15 protein-coding genes are annotated in these 15,127 nt (G+C 72.3%); 6 read left to right on the forward strand and 9 right to left on the reverse strand.

Annotation, left to right across the window (positions count from 1 at the left end; all coding sequences use genetic code 11):
* The first annotated feature begins 238 nt into the window (after positions 1-238).
* Entirely contained in the window at positions 239-616 is a 378-nt protein-coding gene (locus HUT12_RS10215; protein WP_176093224.1) for a cytidine deaminase, read from the forward strand.
* Between the two features lie 535 nt (positions 617-1,151).
* Here HUT12_RS10215 and HUT12_RS10220 read toward each other — a convergent pair.
* The 4 genes from HUT12_RS10220 to trmB form a co-directional block, all read right to left on the reverse strand.
* Positions 1,152-1,796 carry a hypothetical protein gene (locus HUT12_RS10220; RefSeq protein WP_176093225.1) on the reverse strand — a complete coding sequence of 215 codons (645 nt, stop codon included), beginning with the start codon at positions 1,794-1,796 and terminating at the stop codon, positions 1,152-1,154.
* A gap of 41 nt (positions 1,797-1,837) precedes the next feature.
* A complete protein-coding gene (locus tag HUT12_RS10225) occupies positions 1,838-3,340 on the reverse strand; it encodes a hypothetical protein (RefSeq protein ID WP_176093226.1) in 1,503 nt (500 codons plus the stop codon).
* A 121-nt stretch (positions 3,341-3,461) separates the two neighbouring features.
* Positions 3,462-5,966 (reverse strand): RNA helicase, encoded by a 2,505-nt coding sequence (locus tag HUT12_RS10230; RefSeq protein WP_176093227.1) that lies wholly within the window; start codon positions 5,964-5,966, stop codon positions 3,462-3,464.
* Between the two features lie 75 nt (positions 5,967-6,041).
* Entirely contained in the window at positions 6,042-6,752 is a 711-nt protein-coding gene (trmB, locus tag HUT12_RS10235; RefSeq protein ID WP_131055958.1) for a tRNA (guanosine(46)-N7)-methyltransferase TrmB, read from the reverse strand.
* 233 nt (positions 6,753-6,985) lie between these two features.
* Here trmB and HUT12_RS10240 point away from each other — a divergent pair, with 233 nt between their 5' ends.
* Together HUT12_RS10240 and HUT12_RS10245 are read left to right on the forward strand one after the other, a co-directional pair.
* Positions 6,986-7,438: a hypothetical protein gene (locus tag HUT12_RS10240; protein ID WP_254877041.1), complete on the forward strand. Its 453-nt coding sequence runs from the start codon at positions 6,986-6,988 to the stop codon at positions 7,436-7,438.
* 340 nt (positions 7,439-7,778) lie between these two features.
* A complete protein-coding gene (locus tag HUT12_RS10245) occupies positions 7,779-8,417 on the forward strand; it encodes a class F sortase (RefSeq protein ID WP_176095720.1) in 639 nt (212 codons plus the stop codon).
* An 85-nt stretch (positions 8,418-8,502) separates the two neighbouring features.
* Here the strand turns inward: HUT12_RS10245 and HUT12_RS10250 are convergent, their stop codons facing one another.
* From HUT12_RS10250 to HUT12_RS10260, 3 genes are all read right to left on the reverse strand, one after another.
* On the reverse strand, positions 8,503-8,814 hold the full coding sequence (locus HUT12_RS10250) for an antibiotic biosynthesis monooxygenase (RefSeq protein ID WP_176093228.1): 312 nt from the start codon (positions 8,812-8,814) through the stop codon (positions 8,503-8,505).
* A 110-nt stretch (positions 8,815-8,924) separates the two neighbouring features.
* Positions 8,925-9,722: an exodeoxyribonuclease III gene (locus tag HUT12_RS10255; RefSeq protein WP_176093229.1), complete on the reverse strand. Its 798-nt coding sequence runs from the start codon at positions 9,720-9,722 to the stop codon at positions 8,925-8,927.
* Between the two features lie 136 nt (positions 9,723-9,858).
* Positions 9,859-10,770, reverse strand: coding sequence for a proteasome assembly chaperone family protein (locus HUT12_RS10260; RefSeq protein ID WP_131056328.1), 912 nt, complete (start codon positions 10,768-10,770; stop codon positions 9,859-9,861).
* Between the two features lie 195 nt (positions 10,771-10,965).
* Here HUT12_RS10260 and HUT12_RS10265 point away from each other — a divergent pair, with 195 nt between their 5' ends.
* Entirely contained in the window at positions 10,966-11,721 is a 756-nt protein-coding gene (locus HUT12_RS10265) for an EcsC family protein (protein ID WP_131056330.1), read from the forward strand.
* Between the two features lie 23 nt (positions 11,722-11,744).
* Here HUT12_RS10265 and HUT12_RS10270 read toward each other — a convergent pair whose 3' ends face one another.
* Complete coding sequence (locus HUT12_RS10270) at positions 11,745-12,590, reverse strand: GDSL-type esterase/lipase family protein (protein ID WP_176093230.1); 846 nt, start codon at positions 12,588-12,590, stop codon at positions 11,745-11,747.
* A gap of 119 nt (positions 12,591-12,709) precedes the next feature.
* Positions 12,710-13,306, reverse strand: coding sequence for an antibiotic biosynthesis monooxygenase (locus HUT12_RS10275; protein ID WP_131054577.1), 597 nt, complete (start codon positions 13,304-13,306; stop codon positions 12,710-12,712).
* 121 nt (positions 13,307-13,427) lie between these two features.
* On the opposite strand from HUT12_RS10275, the gene HUT12_RS10280 reads away from it, so the two are divergent.
* Together HUT12_RS10280 and HUT12_RS10285 are read left to right on the forward strand one after the other, a co-directional pair.
* On the forward strand, positions 13,428-13,691 hold the full coding sequence (locus HUT12_RS10280) for a DUF6343 family protein (RefSeq protein WP_131054576.1): 264 nt from the start codon (positions 13,428-13,430) through the stop codon (positions 13,689-13,691).
* 14 nt (positions 13,692-13,705) lie between these two features.
* On the forward strand, positions 13,706-15,118 hold the full coding sequence (locus tag HUT12_RS10285) for an NADP-dependent succinic semialdehyde dehydrogenase (protein ID WP_131054575.1): 1,413 nt from the start codon (positions 13,706-13,708) through the stop codon (positions 15,116-15,118).
* Positions 15,119-15,127: the final 9 nt, after the last annotated feature.

Consider the following 15,127-nt stretch of genomic DNA (forward strand, 5'->3'; position numbering starts at 1 on the left):
GGCCCCTTCCTAACGCCTCAGGTATAGGAAGGGTCCCCTCCTAACACCGAGCGCGCCTGCGTCGTGCGTGCCCTGCGTCGTGCGTGCCCTGCGCCGTGCGCGCCTGCGTGGAGCGCGCCTGCGTCGAGCGCGTACAGCGCGGTGCGCGTCCTGCGTCATGTGTGCCTGCGCCGCGTGGGCGTAAGAGGAGCGGCGGTCTATCGTTGACCGCCGAGCCGGAGCGAGTACGGGAACGCCGATGACGATGCGTGACACCGACCGGGCGCTGGTGCAGGCCGCCAGCGCCGTGGCCAAGCTGCGCTGTCGCAGCGCCGCCCACACCCTTGCGGCGGCGGCCCGCACCGTCGACGGGCGGATAGTCTCCGGCGTGAACGTCGTGCACCCCACCGGGGGTGCCTGCGCCGAGGTGGTCGTGGTGGGCACCGCAGCGACCCAGCTCGCGGGCGACCTGGAGACCATCGTCACTGTGGGCGATCGTGGTCGGAGTCTGGTTGCCCCCTGCGACCGGTGCCGGCGGCTGCTCGCCGATCACTTCCCGGCGCTCCGGGTGATCGCCGGCCCGCTGGACGCCCCGCAGGTGTACGAGATCACCGATTCACCCACCACGCCCGAGTAACTCACGCGCCCGAGTCACCCACCTGGCCGCGCGAAGCGCGCATCGTCATGATCCGCGCAACTTCGTTGATACTGCTGCCTCCGGGAGTGGATGAGGCAGCAATATCGGTGAAGTTGCGCGGATCTTCGGAGCCTCGGAAGAGTCGCCCGCGTAGTTCCGGGGGCCGTCTGGGAGATACCGGCATCGGCACACCCTGGACGGGCGCGCGGCGTCTCCGCTGTCCCTGTGGACAACCTGTCGCCCGCTGACAGCCCCCGCCTGTGGACAACGGCAGCCGACATCGGAGCAACGTGGTGCCCTCGGCGGCCAGTGGACCTGTCGGCGGCCACTGCGTCGCCGGGCCTGATCCGCCGCTGGGCTGGATCCCGGTGGGCCGTGGCAGCGGTGCACCCCGACTCGGCGGGCGGGTGGTCCGGCACCGGCTGGCACCGGACCACCACCGAGTCCGAAGAGAAGCGGAGAACAGACCGACAACAACGGGATGATCAATTGCGGACGTGCGGACGTGCGGACGAGAGGGGTGGGGGAGGGGACGTCAGGCGGCGGCGGACCAGATGGCGCGGAAGGCGGCGGCCTCACCGGCCAGCCAGCGTTCGATCTCGTCGGGCTTGGCGCTGTCGGGCATCCGGTAGGTGGTGCCGCGCCGGACGTCGACCAGGACCGGCTTGGCGTGCGGCAGGACGGCGTCCATGTGGCGGGCGGTCAGGTGCAGGGCGGCCAGGGTCGCCTCCTCGCTGGGCGGCGCCTCGTCGAAGTGCAGGCGGACCGCTTGGGCGTGGCCGTCGGCGTACCGGATGCCGAAGTGGGGGTTGATCTTGATCGGTAGGTCGCCGAGCATGGCCAGGGCGTCGCGGGTCTGGGCCAGGTTGATGGTGGCCGGCTCGCCGAGCGAGTGCAGCCAGGCGGTCGCGCCGGGGATCAGGGCCTGGTAGAGCGGTCGCCAGCGGGGCTTGACCACGTCGACCACCTGGGTCAGGTGGGTGCCGCCGGTGTGGAAGGCGATGTCGGCCTTGAGTGCCTTGACGAACTGGCCGTGCGGGTTGAACCCGGAGCGGCTGGCCCGCTGCCGACGCAGGCCGCCGACGAAGCTGGCCTTGGTGGGCCCGGTGCGGCCGACGTACCGGGTGAAGCCGAGGAGGGTGGCGTACGGCGTGAGGGGGGCGGAGGTGGGCGCTGTCACGAGCATCCTCCCAGGTCAGGAACTAGATTAGTACATACATTCTAATCGACGGGTCTGACATCGCCCAGAGGAGATAAGGGGCTGATCGGACTGCTATGGCGGGTGCGTACCGGCCAGGTTCGGAACCCTGACCGGAGCGGCGCGAACGGAGCGGTCCGCACCGTGGGTCGACGCGGCGTGGGTGCTGTCCGGCGGGCCGGCGGCGGCGTCCGGCGCGGCCCCGCCGCCACCGGGGCCGGCATCGAGGCCGCTGGCGGTGCCGGCGTCGGTGCCGGGGTGGGCGGTCGGGTCACGAGCAGCAGCGCCACCAGCAACCAGACCACCGTCGCCACCCGGTTGACCGTGGTGGTGGGTAGTCCCAGCGACCCGACGACGACCACGACCAGCAGCCCGGCGCCGAAGCGCACCACCGCGCGGTCGGTCCGGCGGCGGGACCGCCACCAGAGTACGACCAGCATGGTCAGGATCGCGGACTGCGCCACCACGCCGAGGACGCCCGCCATCACCAGTGCCTCCACCCACACCGAGTCGTAGGCGACCCGCAGGCCGTCCATGCCGAAGCCGGTCCACGGCGAGTGGGTGAACACGATCCCGGCGGCGTCGGCGAGCGTCGAGTTCTCACCGAACCGGCGGGCCGAGTACAGCGACAGGAGGCTGCCGGACTGCTCGCCGGGGGTGAGCCACGCGTCGAGGAGCATGCCGCCGATCGGCGAGTCGGGCCGCCGCGCCTGATGATCGAAGACGGCCAGGACGCCGCCGACGGCGAGGGCGGCGCCGACGCGGGTACGCCACGGCGAACCGGCCCAGGTCTGCCAGATCGCCACCGGCAGCCCGACCAGCAGGAAGATCTTGGACGCGGTGAGGAGGCCGCCGATGGTGAGGAGCACCCCGGCGGCGGCGAGCGGGACGGGTCGGCGACGCAGCAGGAACACGGCGGCGACCAGCCCGAGGCTGTACATGACCCCGGCCTCGGCGGGCTGGTTGAAGACGCCCGAGTAGCGGCCCATCGTGGCGGCCCGTTCGGCGGTGGTCACCGTGCCGGCGTCGCCGCTCCACCAGGCGGTCAGGATGTGGTCGTACGCGCCGGGGTCCATCAGCATCGCGTACGCCAGGATCGCGTTGGCGGCGAGGACGGTGACGAGCGTCCCGGCGGCGAACCGCAGCAATCGCAGCCGGTCGACGTCGCCCGAGACGATCAGATAGCCGGCGGCCAGGACGATCGCCGGCAGGAGCAGGTTGTCCAGCCCGGCCCAGAAACCGACCGTGCGCATTCCGGTGGAGAGGTGGGCGTCGCCGATCGACGCCACGGCGGCGACGACCGGATAGGCGACGAGCAGGGCGGCGAGCGCCACGACCGGCCCGGGGGCGGTCGGTAGGCGTCGGGCACGGGCCAGGAACGCGAGCACCGCGACGGCGCAGACGGCGAGCTGCTCGGTGCGGACCCCGGAGACCACGTACGGGCCGAAGGACGCCGCCACGAGCACCACGACGGCGCTGTCGGCGGAGCGCTGCCCGGGTTTGATCCGTCGCCTATGTGATGGCATGTGAGCGTCGACCCCCACTGTTGAGGAACGCCCCATTTTGTGCCGACAATCCCTGGGCACGCCGACGCCCCGGAACGCTCGGCGCGTCGCGCTGCCGGTGCCCGTGGGATGGAGCGGATTCCTACAGTTGGCCGACGTCGGTGACGCGTACCACCGCTGCCCCCGCCTCGTCGGAGGCGACCAGGTCGACCTCGGCGCTGATGCCCCAGTCGTGGTCGCCGTCCGGATCGTCGAGGATCTGCCGGACGGTCCACCGCTCGCGGCCCTGTTCGATCATGAGCAACGCGGGCCCACGGGCGTTCGGGCCGGTGCCGATCTCCGGGTACGACTCGAAGTACGGCTCCAGCGCGTCCGCCCAGGCGTCGGCGTTCCAGCCGGACTCGACGTCCAGCTCGCCGAGGGCGTCCCAGTGCCGCAACGCCGCCAGTTCCACCCGCCGGAACAGGGCGTTGCGCACCAGCACCCGGAACGCCCGCGCGTTGCGGGTCACCGCGACCGGACGGTCGTCCAGGGCGGCGGCGACGTCGGGCAGGTCGCCCGGGTTGCGCAACCGCTCCCACTCGTCGATCAGGCTGGAGTCGACCTGCCGGACCAACTCGCCGAGCCACTCGATCAGGTCGACGAGTTCCTCGGTCTTGGCCTCCTCGGGCACCGTCTGCCGCAACGTCTTGTACGCGTCCGCGAGGTAGCGCAGCACCAGCCCCTCGGACCGGGACAGCCCATAGAACTGCACGAACTCGGTGAACGTCATCGCCCGCTCGTACATGTCCCGGACCACGGACTTGGGGGAGAGCTGGTGGTCGGCCACCCACGGATGCCCCTGCCGGTACATCTCGTACGCGTTCTCCAGCAACTCGGCCAACGGCTTCGGCCAGGTCACCTCGTCGAGCAGTGCGATGCGGGCCTCGTACTCGATGCCGTCGGCCTTCATCGCGGCGACCGCCTCGCCACGGGCCTTGAACTGCTGCGCGGAGAGCACCTGGCGCGGGTCGTCGAGGATCGACTCGATCACCGACAGCACGTCGAGCGCGTACGACGGGGACTCGGTGTCCAGCAGCTCGATGGTGGCCAGCGCGAGCGGCGACAGCGGCTGGTTGAGCGCGAAGTCCAGCTGGAGGTCGACGGTGAGTCGTACCCGTCGCCCGGTCTCGTCCGGCTCGGGCAGTTCCTCGACCACGCCACCGGCCCGCAGCGCCCGGTAGATGGCGATCGCCCGGCGGATGTGCCGGCGCTGCGCCGCCGCGTCCTCGTGGTTGTCGGTGAGCAGGTGCCGCATCGCGGCGAACGCGTCACCGGGGCGGCCGATGACGTTGAGCAGCATCGAGTGGCTGACCTTGAAGCTGGAGGTCAGCGGCTCCGGCTCGGCCGACACCAGGCGGTCGAAGGTGGGCTGGCCCCACCCGATCGACCCCTCCGGCGGCTTCTTCTTGACCACCTTGCGGCGCTTCTTGGGGTCGTCACCGGCCTTGGCGAGCGCCTTCTCGTTCTCGATCACGTGCTCGGGGGCCTGCACGACGACCCGGCCGAGAGTGTCGAAACCGGCCCGCCCGGCGCGGCCGGCGATCTGGTGGAACTCACGGGCCTTGAGCAGCCGGGTACGCACACCGTCGTACTTGGAGAGGCCGGTGAAGAGCACGGTGCGGATCGGCACGTTGATGCCGACGCCGAGGGTGTCCGTACCGCAGATGACCTTGAGCAGTCCCGCCTGGGCGAGCGTCTCCACCAGCCGGCGGTACTTGGGCAGCATGCCGGCGTGGTGCACGCCGATGCCGTGGCGGACCAGCCGGGACAGCGTCTTGCCGAAGCCGGAGGTGAACCGGAAGCCGCCGATGGCCTGGGCGATCATGTCCTTCTCGGCGCGGGTGCAGACGTTGACGCTCATCAGCGCCTGTGCGCGCTCCAGCGCGGCGGCCTGGGTGAAGTGCACGACGTACACCGGGGCCTGCTTGGTCTGCAGCAACTCTTCGAGCGTCTCGTGCAGCGGCGTCATCGCGTACGAGAAGAGCAGCGGGACCGGCCGCTCGGCCGAGCGGACGACGGCGGTCGGCCGACCGGTGCGCCGGGCCATGTCGTCCACGAACCGGGTGGTGTCGCCCAGCGTGGCCGACATCAGCACGAACTGCGCCTGCGGCAGCTCGATCAGCGGCACCTGCCAGGCCCACCCCCGGTCGGGCTCGGCGTAGAAGTGGAACTCGTCCATGACGACCTGCCCGACGTCGGCGCGGCTGCCCTCGCGCAGCGCCAGGTTGGCCAGGATCTCCGCCGTGCAGCAGATGATCGGCGCGTCGGCGTTGACGCTCGCGTCGCCGGTGAGCATGCCGACGTTCTCCGCGCCGAACACCTCGCAGAGCGCGAAGAACTTCTCCGACACCAGGGCCTTGATCGGCGCGGTGTAGAACGTCGTCCGGCTGTCGGCCAGCGCGGCGAAGTGCGCGGCGATCGCCACCAGGCTCTTGCCGGAGCCGGTCGGCGTATTCATGATCACGTTCGCGCCGGAGACGATCTCGATGACCGCCTCCTCCTGGTGGGGATAGAGGTCCAGACCGCGCTCGGACGCCCAGCTGGCGAACGCGTCGTAGAGGGTGTCGGGGTCGGCGGTCTTCGGCAGCGCGGCGGTGAGTGTCATGGCCGGTCCATCGTGCCTTCCGTAACCCCACAAACGCCAACCGGCCCCGACCCCCGCACCCGCGACGGCGGCGGCTCAGCGGCGGCGGTACATCAGGTCGGCGATCGGGCGTCCCGCCCGCAGCGCCCGCCGTTCGAACCGGGTCACCGGTCGGTGTGCCGGCCGGGGCGCGAACCCGTCGTAGAGGTTGACCAGGCCCGGGTCGGCGTCGAGCGTCACCCGCATCGACGCCGCGTACTCCGCCCAGTCGGTCGCGCAGTGCAGCGTGCCGCCCGGCGCCAACCGGGACCGCAGCACCGCCACGTGCGCGGGCTGGATCAGCCGCCGCTTGTGGTGCCGCGACTTCGGCCACGGATCCGGGAAGAACACGTGCACCGCGTCCAGCGAGTCGGTCGGCAGCAGGCGGAGAAGGTCCAGCGCGTCGCCCTCGGCGATCCGGAGATTGCCCAGCTCACGCTGGTGCACGAGGTCCAGGAGGTTCGCGATTCCCGGCGTGTGCACCTCGACCGCCAGATAGTCTCGATCCGGGTCGGCGGCGGCCATGTCGGCGGTCGTGTCGCCCATGCCGGACCCGATCTCGACCACCAGCGGTGCCCGCCGGCCGAAGAGGTCGACCGGGTCGAGTCGGTCGACGTCGGCCACCCGCAGGGCGTACCTCGGCCACAGATGCGTCAACGCCGCCGTCTGACGGTCGCTCATCCGGCCGCCACGCGGGTGGAAGGTGCGGATCGGTCGCGCCGGGTACGGCGGCGCGGACGCGGTGGGATGCGGGTCGGTGGAGGTCACAGCGAACCGAGCCTACGCGAGCTTCGCGCCGGATCGGATGTGAGGTACGACCGGGAGTGAGACCATCATCCCGTACGGCAGACCGGGTGTCCGCAGCGGCGCCCGGCGACTGCTCCGGCGCGCCGGGAGGGGGCATCGTGTCAGGGACGCGTACTCGTCGGGTGCCCTCGGTCGCCGCCCCGCTGCTGCTCGCCGCCGCCCTGCCACTGCTCGCGGCCGTCCTCGTCGCGCCGGTGCTGCCGGCCGGCCCCGCGCGGGCCGCCGCCCCACAGCCCGGCCCGAACGTCTTCGTCGAGGTCATGCCCAGCACCGTCGAACCGGGGCACCTGGTCGGCCTGCGGGCGAGCTGTCAGGACAACTCGGTCGGCGCGATCGTCGTCTCGGACGCCTTCGGCCGGGTCGCGGTGCAGCCGCAACGCGGCCTGCTGCACGGGACGGCCATGGTCAAGGACCGGGTGCTCCCCGGCAACTACCGGGTCAAGCTGGAGTGCCGGGGCGGCGAGACCGCGTCCACGATGGTCCAGGTGGTACGCCAGATGAAGCCCAGCCGAGGCCCGGCTACCGGATTCGGCGGCGGTGCCGGTGGGGTTGCCTCCGGTCTGCTGCTGCCCGGCGGGCTCGCGCTGACCGTCACCGGCATGGTCGTCTGGGTCGCCGCCACCCGTCGGCGCGGCGCGGGCGGGTGAGCCCGCCGTGCCCGCCCCTCGCGCGCCCCGACCCACCGGCTCCGGCGGTACGCCCCGAACCGGCCGTCCGTCGCCCGTCGCCGGTGCTCCGCGCACCCGACCGGTAGGCAGCCCGCCCCGTTTCGAACTCTTCGTGCCCGATCCGCCGCGTCCGTGGGCACGCCTTCCCGTCGACACCCCGCCGCCGGGTCCGGGCGTACCGCCGCCGGGCGTGCCACGGCCGGGTCCGGGCGTTCCACCTCCGGGGCGGGCGTACCCGACCGACCTGGACGGGCCGATCCCGCCGGATGTGGAGGGTCGGGCCCCGGTCGGCGCCGCCGCCCGCGTCCGGACCCGTCGCGTGGAACGGGTCGAGCGGTCCGGCCGTCGCCCGTGGTCGCTGCCGCTGGCCGTGGTGCTGGTGCTGGTCGGTGTCTTCGCCACCGGGGCCGGGTTGGGGCGGACCGCCGGTTCCCCGCTGGGCTGGGCCGCGACCGGCGGCGATCAGACGTCGGCCTCGGCACCCGTGGCGCGGACCGCGGCCCGACCGGTGAGCCTCTCGGTGCCCTCGATCGACGTCTCCGCCCCGGTGAAGCCGGTCGGCGACGCACCGGACGGCACGATCGGGGTGCCGCCGCTGAGCCGGCACCAGGAGACCGGCTGGTACGACCGGGGGCCGGTCCCCGGCGACCCCGGCCCGGCGGTGATCGTCGGGCACGTGGACACCAAGAGCGGCCCCTCGGTCTTCTACGACCTGGGCAGGCTCCGGGTGGGCGACACGGTCGAGGTGAATCGGGAGGACGGCTCGGTGGCGGTCTTCACCGTGGACTCCGTCGAGCGCTTCCCCAAGGACCAGTTGCCGGCCGACCGCGTCTACGGTCACGACGGTCCACCGACTCTGCGGCTGATCACCTGCGGCGGCGAGTGGCTCGGTGGGCCGGACGGCTACGCCGACAACGTGATCGCCTTCGCCAGCCTCACCACCACCCGCCCCGCCTGACCACTGTGCCGGCGTCGTCGTCGGCGCGGCCCGACCCGGCCTCGCTCTCCCTCGGTGCCACGCGCCAGAAAGCGGGCGGCTGCGGTCAGGGAACCTGCTGGACGACCTCGAACTCCAGGAGGCTGGCGCCGGAGGCGACCGGGGGACGCTGCTCGGAACCGGGCGGGGCGGCGTGGGCGGCACGGGCGGGACCGTTGGCCCAGTCCTGGTACGCCTGCTCGGTCTCCCACCGCGTGTACACGAAGTAGCGGCTCTCGCCGGCCACCGGGCGCAGCAGCTCGAAGCCGAGGAAACCGGGGGAGTTCTCCACGGCGCGGGCGCGGGCGGCGAAGCGCTTCTCCAGTTCCTCGCCGGCACCGGGTGGGACGTCGATCGCGTTGATCTTCACAACTGCCATGTCTTCACCCTAGACCTGGATGAGCGCAGCAGATCTTGGTACTCGGATGCCCCACGAGGGGCCGTCGCGTACCAGGATCGGCGGGAGAGGTCGCCGGGCGGTGGGGGAGGTCAGAAGGACTCGACCGTCGGGACGAGGTCGACGTCGACCACGATCGGCGCGTGGTCGGAGGGACCCTTGCCCTTGCGGGCCTCCCGGTCCACGTACGCGGAGCGGACCGCACGGGCCACCGGCGCCGAGGCGTACACCAGGTCGATTCGCATGCCCTTGTTCTGGTAGAACATCCCGGCCCGGTAGTCCCAGTAGGTGTACGGGTGCGGCCCCTTCATCGGGGTCGGCACGACGTCGGTGAGACCGAGGTCCCGCAGCGCCGCCAGCGCGGCCCGCTCGGCGGGCGTGACGTGGGTGGAGGTCGCGAACAGGGCCGGGTCCCACACGTCCTCGTCGGTCGGGGCCACGTTGAAGTCGCCGCAGACCGCCAGCGCCGGCCCGCCGGTGAGTTCCGCGTCCAGCGCGTCCCGCAGCGCCGCCAGCCAGGCCAGCTTGTACGCGTAGTGCGGATCGTCGGTGGCGCGGCCGTTCGGCACGTACACCGACCAGACCCGCAGCCCGTCGCAGGTGGCGGCGACGGCGCGGGCCTCCGGGTCGGGGAACCCCGGTTCGCCGGGGAACCCGACCGTGACGTCGGCCAGCCCGACCCGGGACAGCACGGCCACGCCGTTCCACCGTCCGTCGCTGTGGCTGGCCACGGTGTAACCGAGTTCGCCCACCTCGGCGACGGGGAACGCGCCGTCGGGGCACTTGGTCTCCTGAAGGCAGACCACGTCCGGCCCGGTGCCGGCCAGCCAGTCCAGCAGTCGGGGCAGGCGGGCCTTCACCGAGTTGACGTTCCAGGTCGCCAGGCGCATGGTGCCAGCCTGCCGTATCCCGGCCCGGCCTGCCCGGTGTCGCCCGAGCCCGGCGGGTCGCGACGGGCGGTGTGCGGTGGCGATCTGTTAGGAGGGGACCCCTGCTATGCACGAGGCGTTAATAAGGTGCCCTTCCTTACACCTCCGGCGGGCGGGTCTGCTCGGCGAGGAAGCGTTCCAGTTCGGCGCCGAGTTCCTCCGCCGTGGGCAGCGGACCGTTCTCGGCGGCCAGCAGGTTCCGCTCACCCTTGCCCCGGGCGTACGCGTCGTACTGCTCCTCCAGGGCCTGCACCAACGCACTGGCCTCGTCGTTCTGCGCGACCTGCCGGTCGATCTCGACCCGGACCACCTCGGCGGCCGAGTGCAGCCCGTCGCGGGGCAGCAGCAGCCCGGTGCTGCGCGACACCGACGCCAGCAGCACCTCGGCGGCGGCCGGGTACTCGGCCTGTGCCACGTAGTGCGGCACGTGGGCGGCGAAGCCCAGCGCGTCGCGGCCCGCCTCACCGAGGCGGAACTCCAGCAGGTGCCCCACACTGCCGGGAACCTGCACCCGTTGCAGCCAGGGCTCGTAGCCGGCGATCAGGTCACGCCGGGTGGCGTGTGCGGTCACGCCGGTCGGACGGGTGTGCGGCACCGCCATCGGGATCGCGTTGAGACCGACGGTGAGCCGGACGTCCAGCCGCTCGCCCAGGCCCGCCACGGCGGCCACGAACCGCTCCCACTGCAGGTCCGGCTCGGGGCCGGTGAGCAGGAGGAACGGGGTCTCGTCGTCGTCGCGCAGCAGGTGCAGCTCCAACGCTGGGGCGTCGTAGCTCTCCCAGTGGTCCTCGACGAAGGTCATCACCGGGCGGCGGGAGCGGTAGTCGAACATCTGGTCGAGGTCGAACCGGGCGATCGGGCGGGCGTCCAGCGAGGTGAGCAACTGCTCGCGGGCCAGCCGGCTCGCGTTACCGGCGTCGACGAAGCCGGTGAGGGCCTGGATCAGGACCGGTTGACCGAGGTCGGGCAGATCGTCGGTGAGTTCGTAGAGCTCGTGTGGGTCGAGCACCGGTGCGGCCTCCCTGGTGTGCGCGTCACGGGTCGCCGGGTTGGCGGCGTCCCGATCGCCAGAACGTACCCGTCATCCTGATGCATTCCTGTTGCGGCGGGCCGCTCGGCCCGGCATCGGTGTAGCAACAACCGGCGGGGGTACCGCGTTGCCGTCACGAGGTACACATGGATGAAAGTCACCGAAGGGAGAGCGATGAGCGATTCCGTCCCCGCCGACGGTCAGCCCGTCACCCCGGCGCCAGCCGGGCCGGCGTCCGCGGGCGAGGCCGTCGAAGCCCCGCCGGCCACGCTCTGGGACCGCATGCGCCAGGATCCGCAGTACGCGCCGGAGCACCTCGCCATCGAGGCGGTGCGCCGGCTCGGGCCGGAGGCGGCGCGGTGGGCCCGGCAGGCCCGCGCCGACCATCCGCGCCTCACCGAGGAGGCCCTGGCAGAGAAGGCAGTACGCCGATTCGTCAACCGGGCGCGGCTCTCCGGTGCGGTCTCCGGCGCTGCCGGGCTGCCCGGCGCGGTGATCGACGTGGGGGTGCTGGCCTGGACCCAGGCGCGGATGGTGCTGCACATCGCCGCCGCGTACGGGGTGGACCCGACACATCCCGACCGTGCCGCCGACCTGCTGGTGCTGCAGAAGGTGCACAAGGTGGCGGCGAGTGCCCGGCTGGCACTGGGAGTGGCGGCCGGACGGGAACGGGCCGGTGCGTTGTTCGGCGGTGGTGGCGGGCAGCAGGCCCTGAGCCGGGTGATGCTGCGGCTGGGCGTACGGCTGGCCCAGATGGCCGGCGTACGTGCCGCGAAACGGCTCTTCGCCAAGGTGGTGCCCGGCGCTGCGGTCGTCCTCGGCACCTGGGCCAACTCCTCGGCCACCAAGGGGCTCGCCGAACGCTCGCGGGCCCTCTACCGCCGACCCGACGGCCCGCCCATCCCGGCACCCCGTATCTCTCCCGAGTAGTCCGGCGGGCGAGCCGCCGACGGTCAGTCCGCGTAGCCGGAGGAACGCCACGTCACCTCGGCGAGGCGGGACTGGCCGTCGGTGTCGGGGTGGAAGTAGTCCAACCGGTTGACCAGATCCAGGTCGAAGCGGACCCGGTGCACCGCCCCACCGTCGTGGCGGCACCGGGAGCCGTACGCCCGGCAGGCCGCGCGGAGTTGGCTGTTGTAGGCGTCGATCCGCTCCCGGAACTCCGCCCGGCGGGCCCGGTCGGCGGGGGCGTCCGAGGTCGCGTCGGCCAGCAGCGCCGGGCAGACACCCCGCCGCCAGGCGCGGGCCGCCCGTGAGTCGTCGTGGCCGACCTCCCAGAGGCGGTACAGGTCCGGGATGCTGACGACCAGCACCCGCGCTTTCGGGCGGCCCTCGCGCAGCACCCGCAGCCCCCGGTCCACCTCGGCCCGGAACTCGGTCACCGGGGTCATCGCGTCGATCGTGCCCCGGCAGGCGTCGTTGGCGCCGATCAGCACCGTCACGTAGTCGGCGCGGTCGCGTACCGCCCGCTCGGCCTGCCCGGCCAGTGCGGCGGCCCGGGCGCCCGGACGGGCGTGGTTGTGGCCGCGCAGCCCGGGGTTGCGGTCCACCAGCCTGCGGAAGTGGCTCTCCACCCGCAGGCCGTCCCCGGTCGACCAGGAGTTGCGCTCGCATGAGGTCAGGACCAGGCAGGAGCCGAACCCGGTGGTGATCGAGTCGCCGAGCGCCGCGACGACCTTGGGTGAACCGGCCCGGGGTGTGCCGTCGCTCGGGCGTGGTGTCGGTTCCGCGCCGCCCTCGCAGGCGAGCGCGACCAGTGCGAGCAGGCTGACCACGGCGGTGGTCCAGCGTTTAGGCATGAGTTCCCCAGCCTCACAGCACAGAGCGACAGCAGGGTGACTCTACGCGTGGGGCCGGTGGTGCTCCCGTGTCGGTGTCGGAGATGCGGCAGAGAACTGTCGTGGACGAGGGTCGCGTGCTATGCCCGCCACGGGGCGCGGTGGCCGTGCAGCCACCAGTGCAGCGCCCGGGTGATCCGGGGCAGCACCAGATAGGTCATCAGCGGGGTCAGGGTGAGCGTCATGACCAGCACCCGGGCCGCGACCGGAAGGTCCGGCAGGAGATGTCCGGTGAGCAGCGTCGCCGACAGGCTGAGCGGGAAGAACGCCAGCCAGATGGTGATCGCCTGCTTCCAGCGGGGCGGCGAGGCGGGCACCGTCGGCGCCGCGTCGAGCACCTCCACGGTCTCCTCGCGGGGCGGGTCGAACCAGCCCTCGATGCCGGTCCGCCGCTCGACCCGGGTGTGCTCGACGATGCCCTGCGCCGAGGTCAACCACCAGTGCCGCTGCGGCGACTCCTCCCAGCGGCTCAGCGTGTCCGGATCGGCGAAGCGATAGAGCATGTGCCACTCGCCCGAGCCGGGTGCGCTGCGCACCCAACCGGCGCCGAGGAAACCCGGGAACACCTCGGCCAGCGCCGTCCCGGCCCGCATCCACGCCACCATCTCGTCGGTGCGGGCGGGGTCGGCACGTCGGGCCACGGCGACGGTCACCGGCGCGGCAGGGATCACGGTCATGTCCTCCATGTTCCTCGCGCCGACCCGGACCGGCCCCTCGACGGGCGGTCGATGTAACGCAACGCACCACCGGGCCCCGGCGACGACGGTTAGCCCCGGCACCGCCGGGTAGGTGGGGGCGATGACCAGATCACAGCCCCGACGCGCCCGAGGCACGGTCGGCCACGCGAACAGCGCGCTGAACCTGAGGCTCGTACTGGCGGGCTTCGGGCTCGTCTCCATGGTCGTCTTCGCGGTGCTGGCGTTCCGTGCCGATGTGGCCTGGTTGGGTGTCGTCTGCGTCGTTCTCGCGGTGATCGCCGTCGTCGACCTGGCCGTCATCCAACGTCGTCGTGCCGCCCGCCGTCGCGAGGAGCCCGGCGTACGGCACTCGCTCTTCGAGTGACGGGAGAAGCCCTGATGTCCATCGCCACCACCGACCCCCGGACCGGACAGGTGCTCAAGACGTACGAGGCGATGTCCGACGCGCAGGTCGACGCGGCGATCGAGCGGACCGACCTGGCGTACCGGGACCTGCGGTCCACCACGATCGCGCAGCGCGGGCGGTGGCTGGAGGCCGCGGCCGACCTGCTGGAGGCGGAGCGCGACGAGATCGCCCGGCTGATGACCACCGAGATGGGCAAGACCTTCGCCTCGTCGAAGGCCGAGGTCACCAAGTGCGCCAGCGCCTGCCGGTTCTACGCCCGGCACGCCGCCGAGTTCCTGGCCGACCGCCCGGCCGACGCGTCGGCGGTCTCCGCGACCCGGGCGTTCGTCCGTTACCAGCCGATCGGGCCGGTGCTGGCGGTCATGCCGTGGAACTTCCCGCTCTGGCAGGTCGTCCGGTTCGCCGCACCGGCGTTGATGGCGGGCAACACCGGACTGCTCAAGCACGCCTCCAACGTGCCGCAGACCGCGCTGCTGCTGGAGAGCGTGTTCCGGCGGGCCGGTTTCCCCGAAGGAGCCTTCACCACACTGCTGGTCGGCTCCGACGCCGTCGACCGGATCCTGAGCGACCCCCGGGTCCGGGCCGCCACGCTCACCGGCAGCGAGCCCGCCGGCCGCTCGATCGCCCAGATCGCCGGCCGGGAACTCAAGAAGACCGTGCTCGAACTGGGTGGCAGTGACCCGTTCGTGGTGATGCCCTCGGCCGACGTGGAACTCGCCGCCGAGGTGGCCACCACCGCCCGCTGCCAGAACAACGGCCAGTCCTGCATCGCGGCCAAGCGGTTCATCGTGCACGCCGACGTGTACGACGCGTTCGCCGAGGCGTTCGCCCACCGGATGTCGGCCCTGCGGGTCGGCGACCCGATGGACGACGACACCGACGTCGGACCACTCGCCTCGGCACGGGGGCGCGACGAGGTCGACGCCCAGGTACGCGACGCCGTCGACAAGGGAGCCACCGTGCTCTGCGGCGGCGAGAAGCCGGCCGGTGACGGCTGGTTCTATCCGCCGACCGTGGTCACCGACCTGCGGCCGGACATGCGGATGTGGAGCGAGGAGGTGTTCGGGCCGGTCGCCGGGCTGTACCGGGTCGCGTCGTACGACGAGGCGATCGAGGTGGCCAACGGCACCGCGTACGGGCTCGGGTCGAACGCCTGGACCCGTGACCCGCAGGAGCAGGAGCGCTTCGCCACCGACCTGGAGGCGGGAGCCGTCTTCGTCAACGGCATGACCACGTCGTACCCGGAGTTGCCCTTCGGTGGGGTGAAGAACTCCGGCTACGGACGGGAGTTGTCGGCGCAGGGCATGCACGAGTTCTGCAACGTCAAGACCGTCTGGGTGGGCGAGGGCGCGGCCACCGCCGGTGCGGGCGCCCACGCCGAGTAGTCGCCGGGC

It is taken from the genome of Verrucosispora sp. NA02020, assembly GCF_013364215.1.
Lineage (GTDB): Bacteria > Actinomycetota > Actinomycetes > Mycobacteriales > Micromonosporaceae > Micromonospora.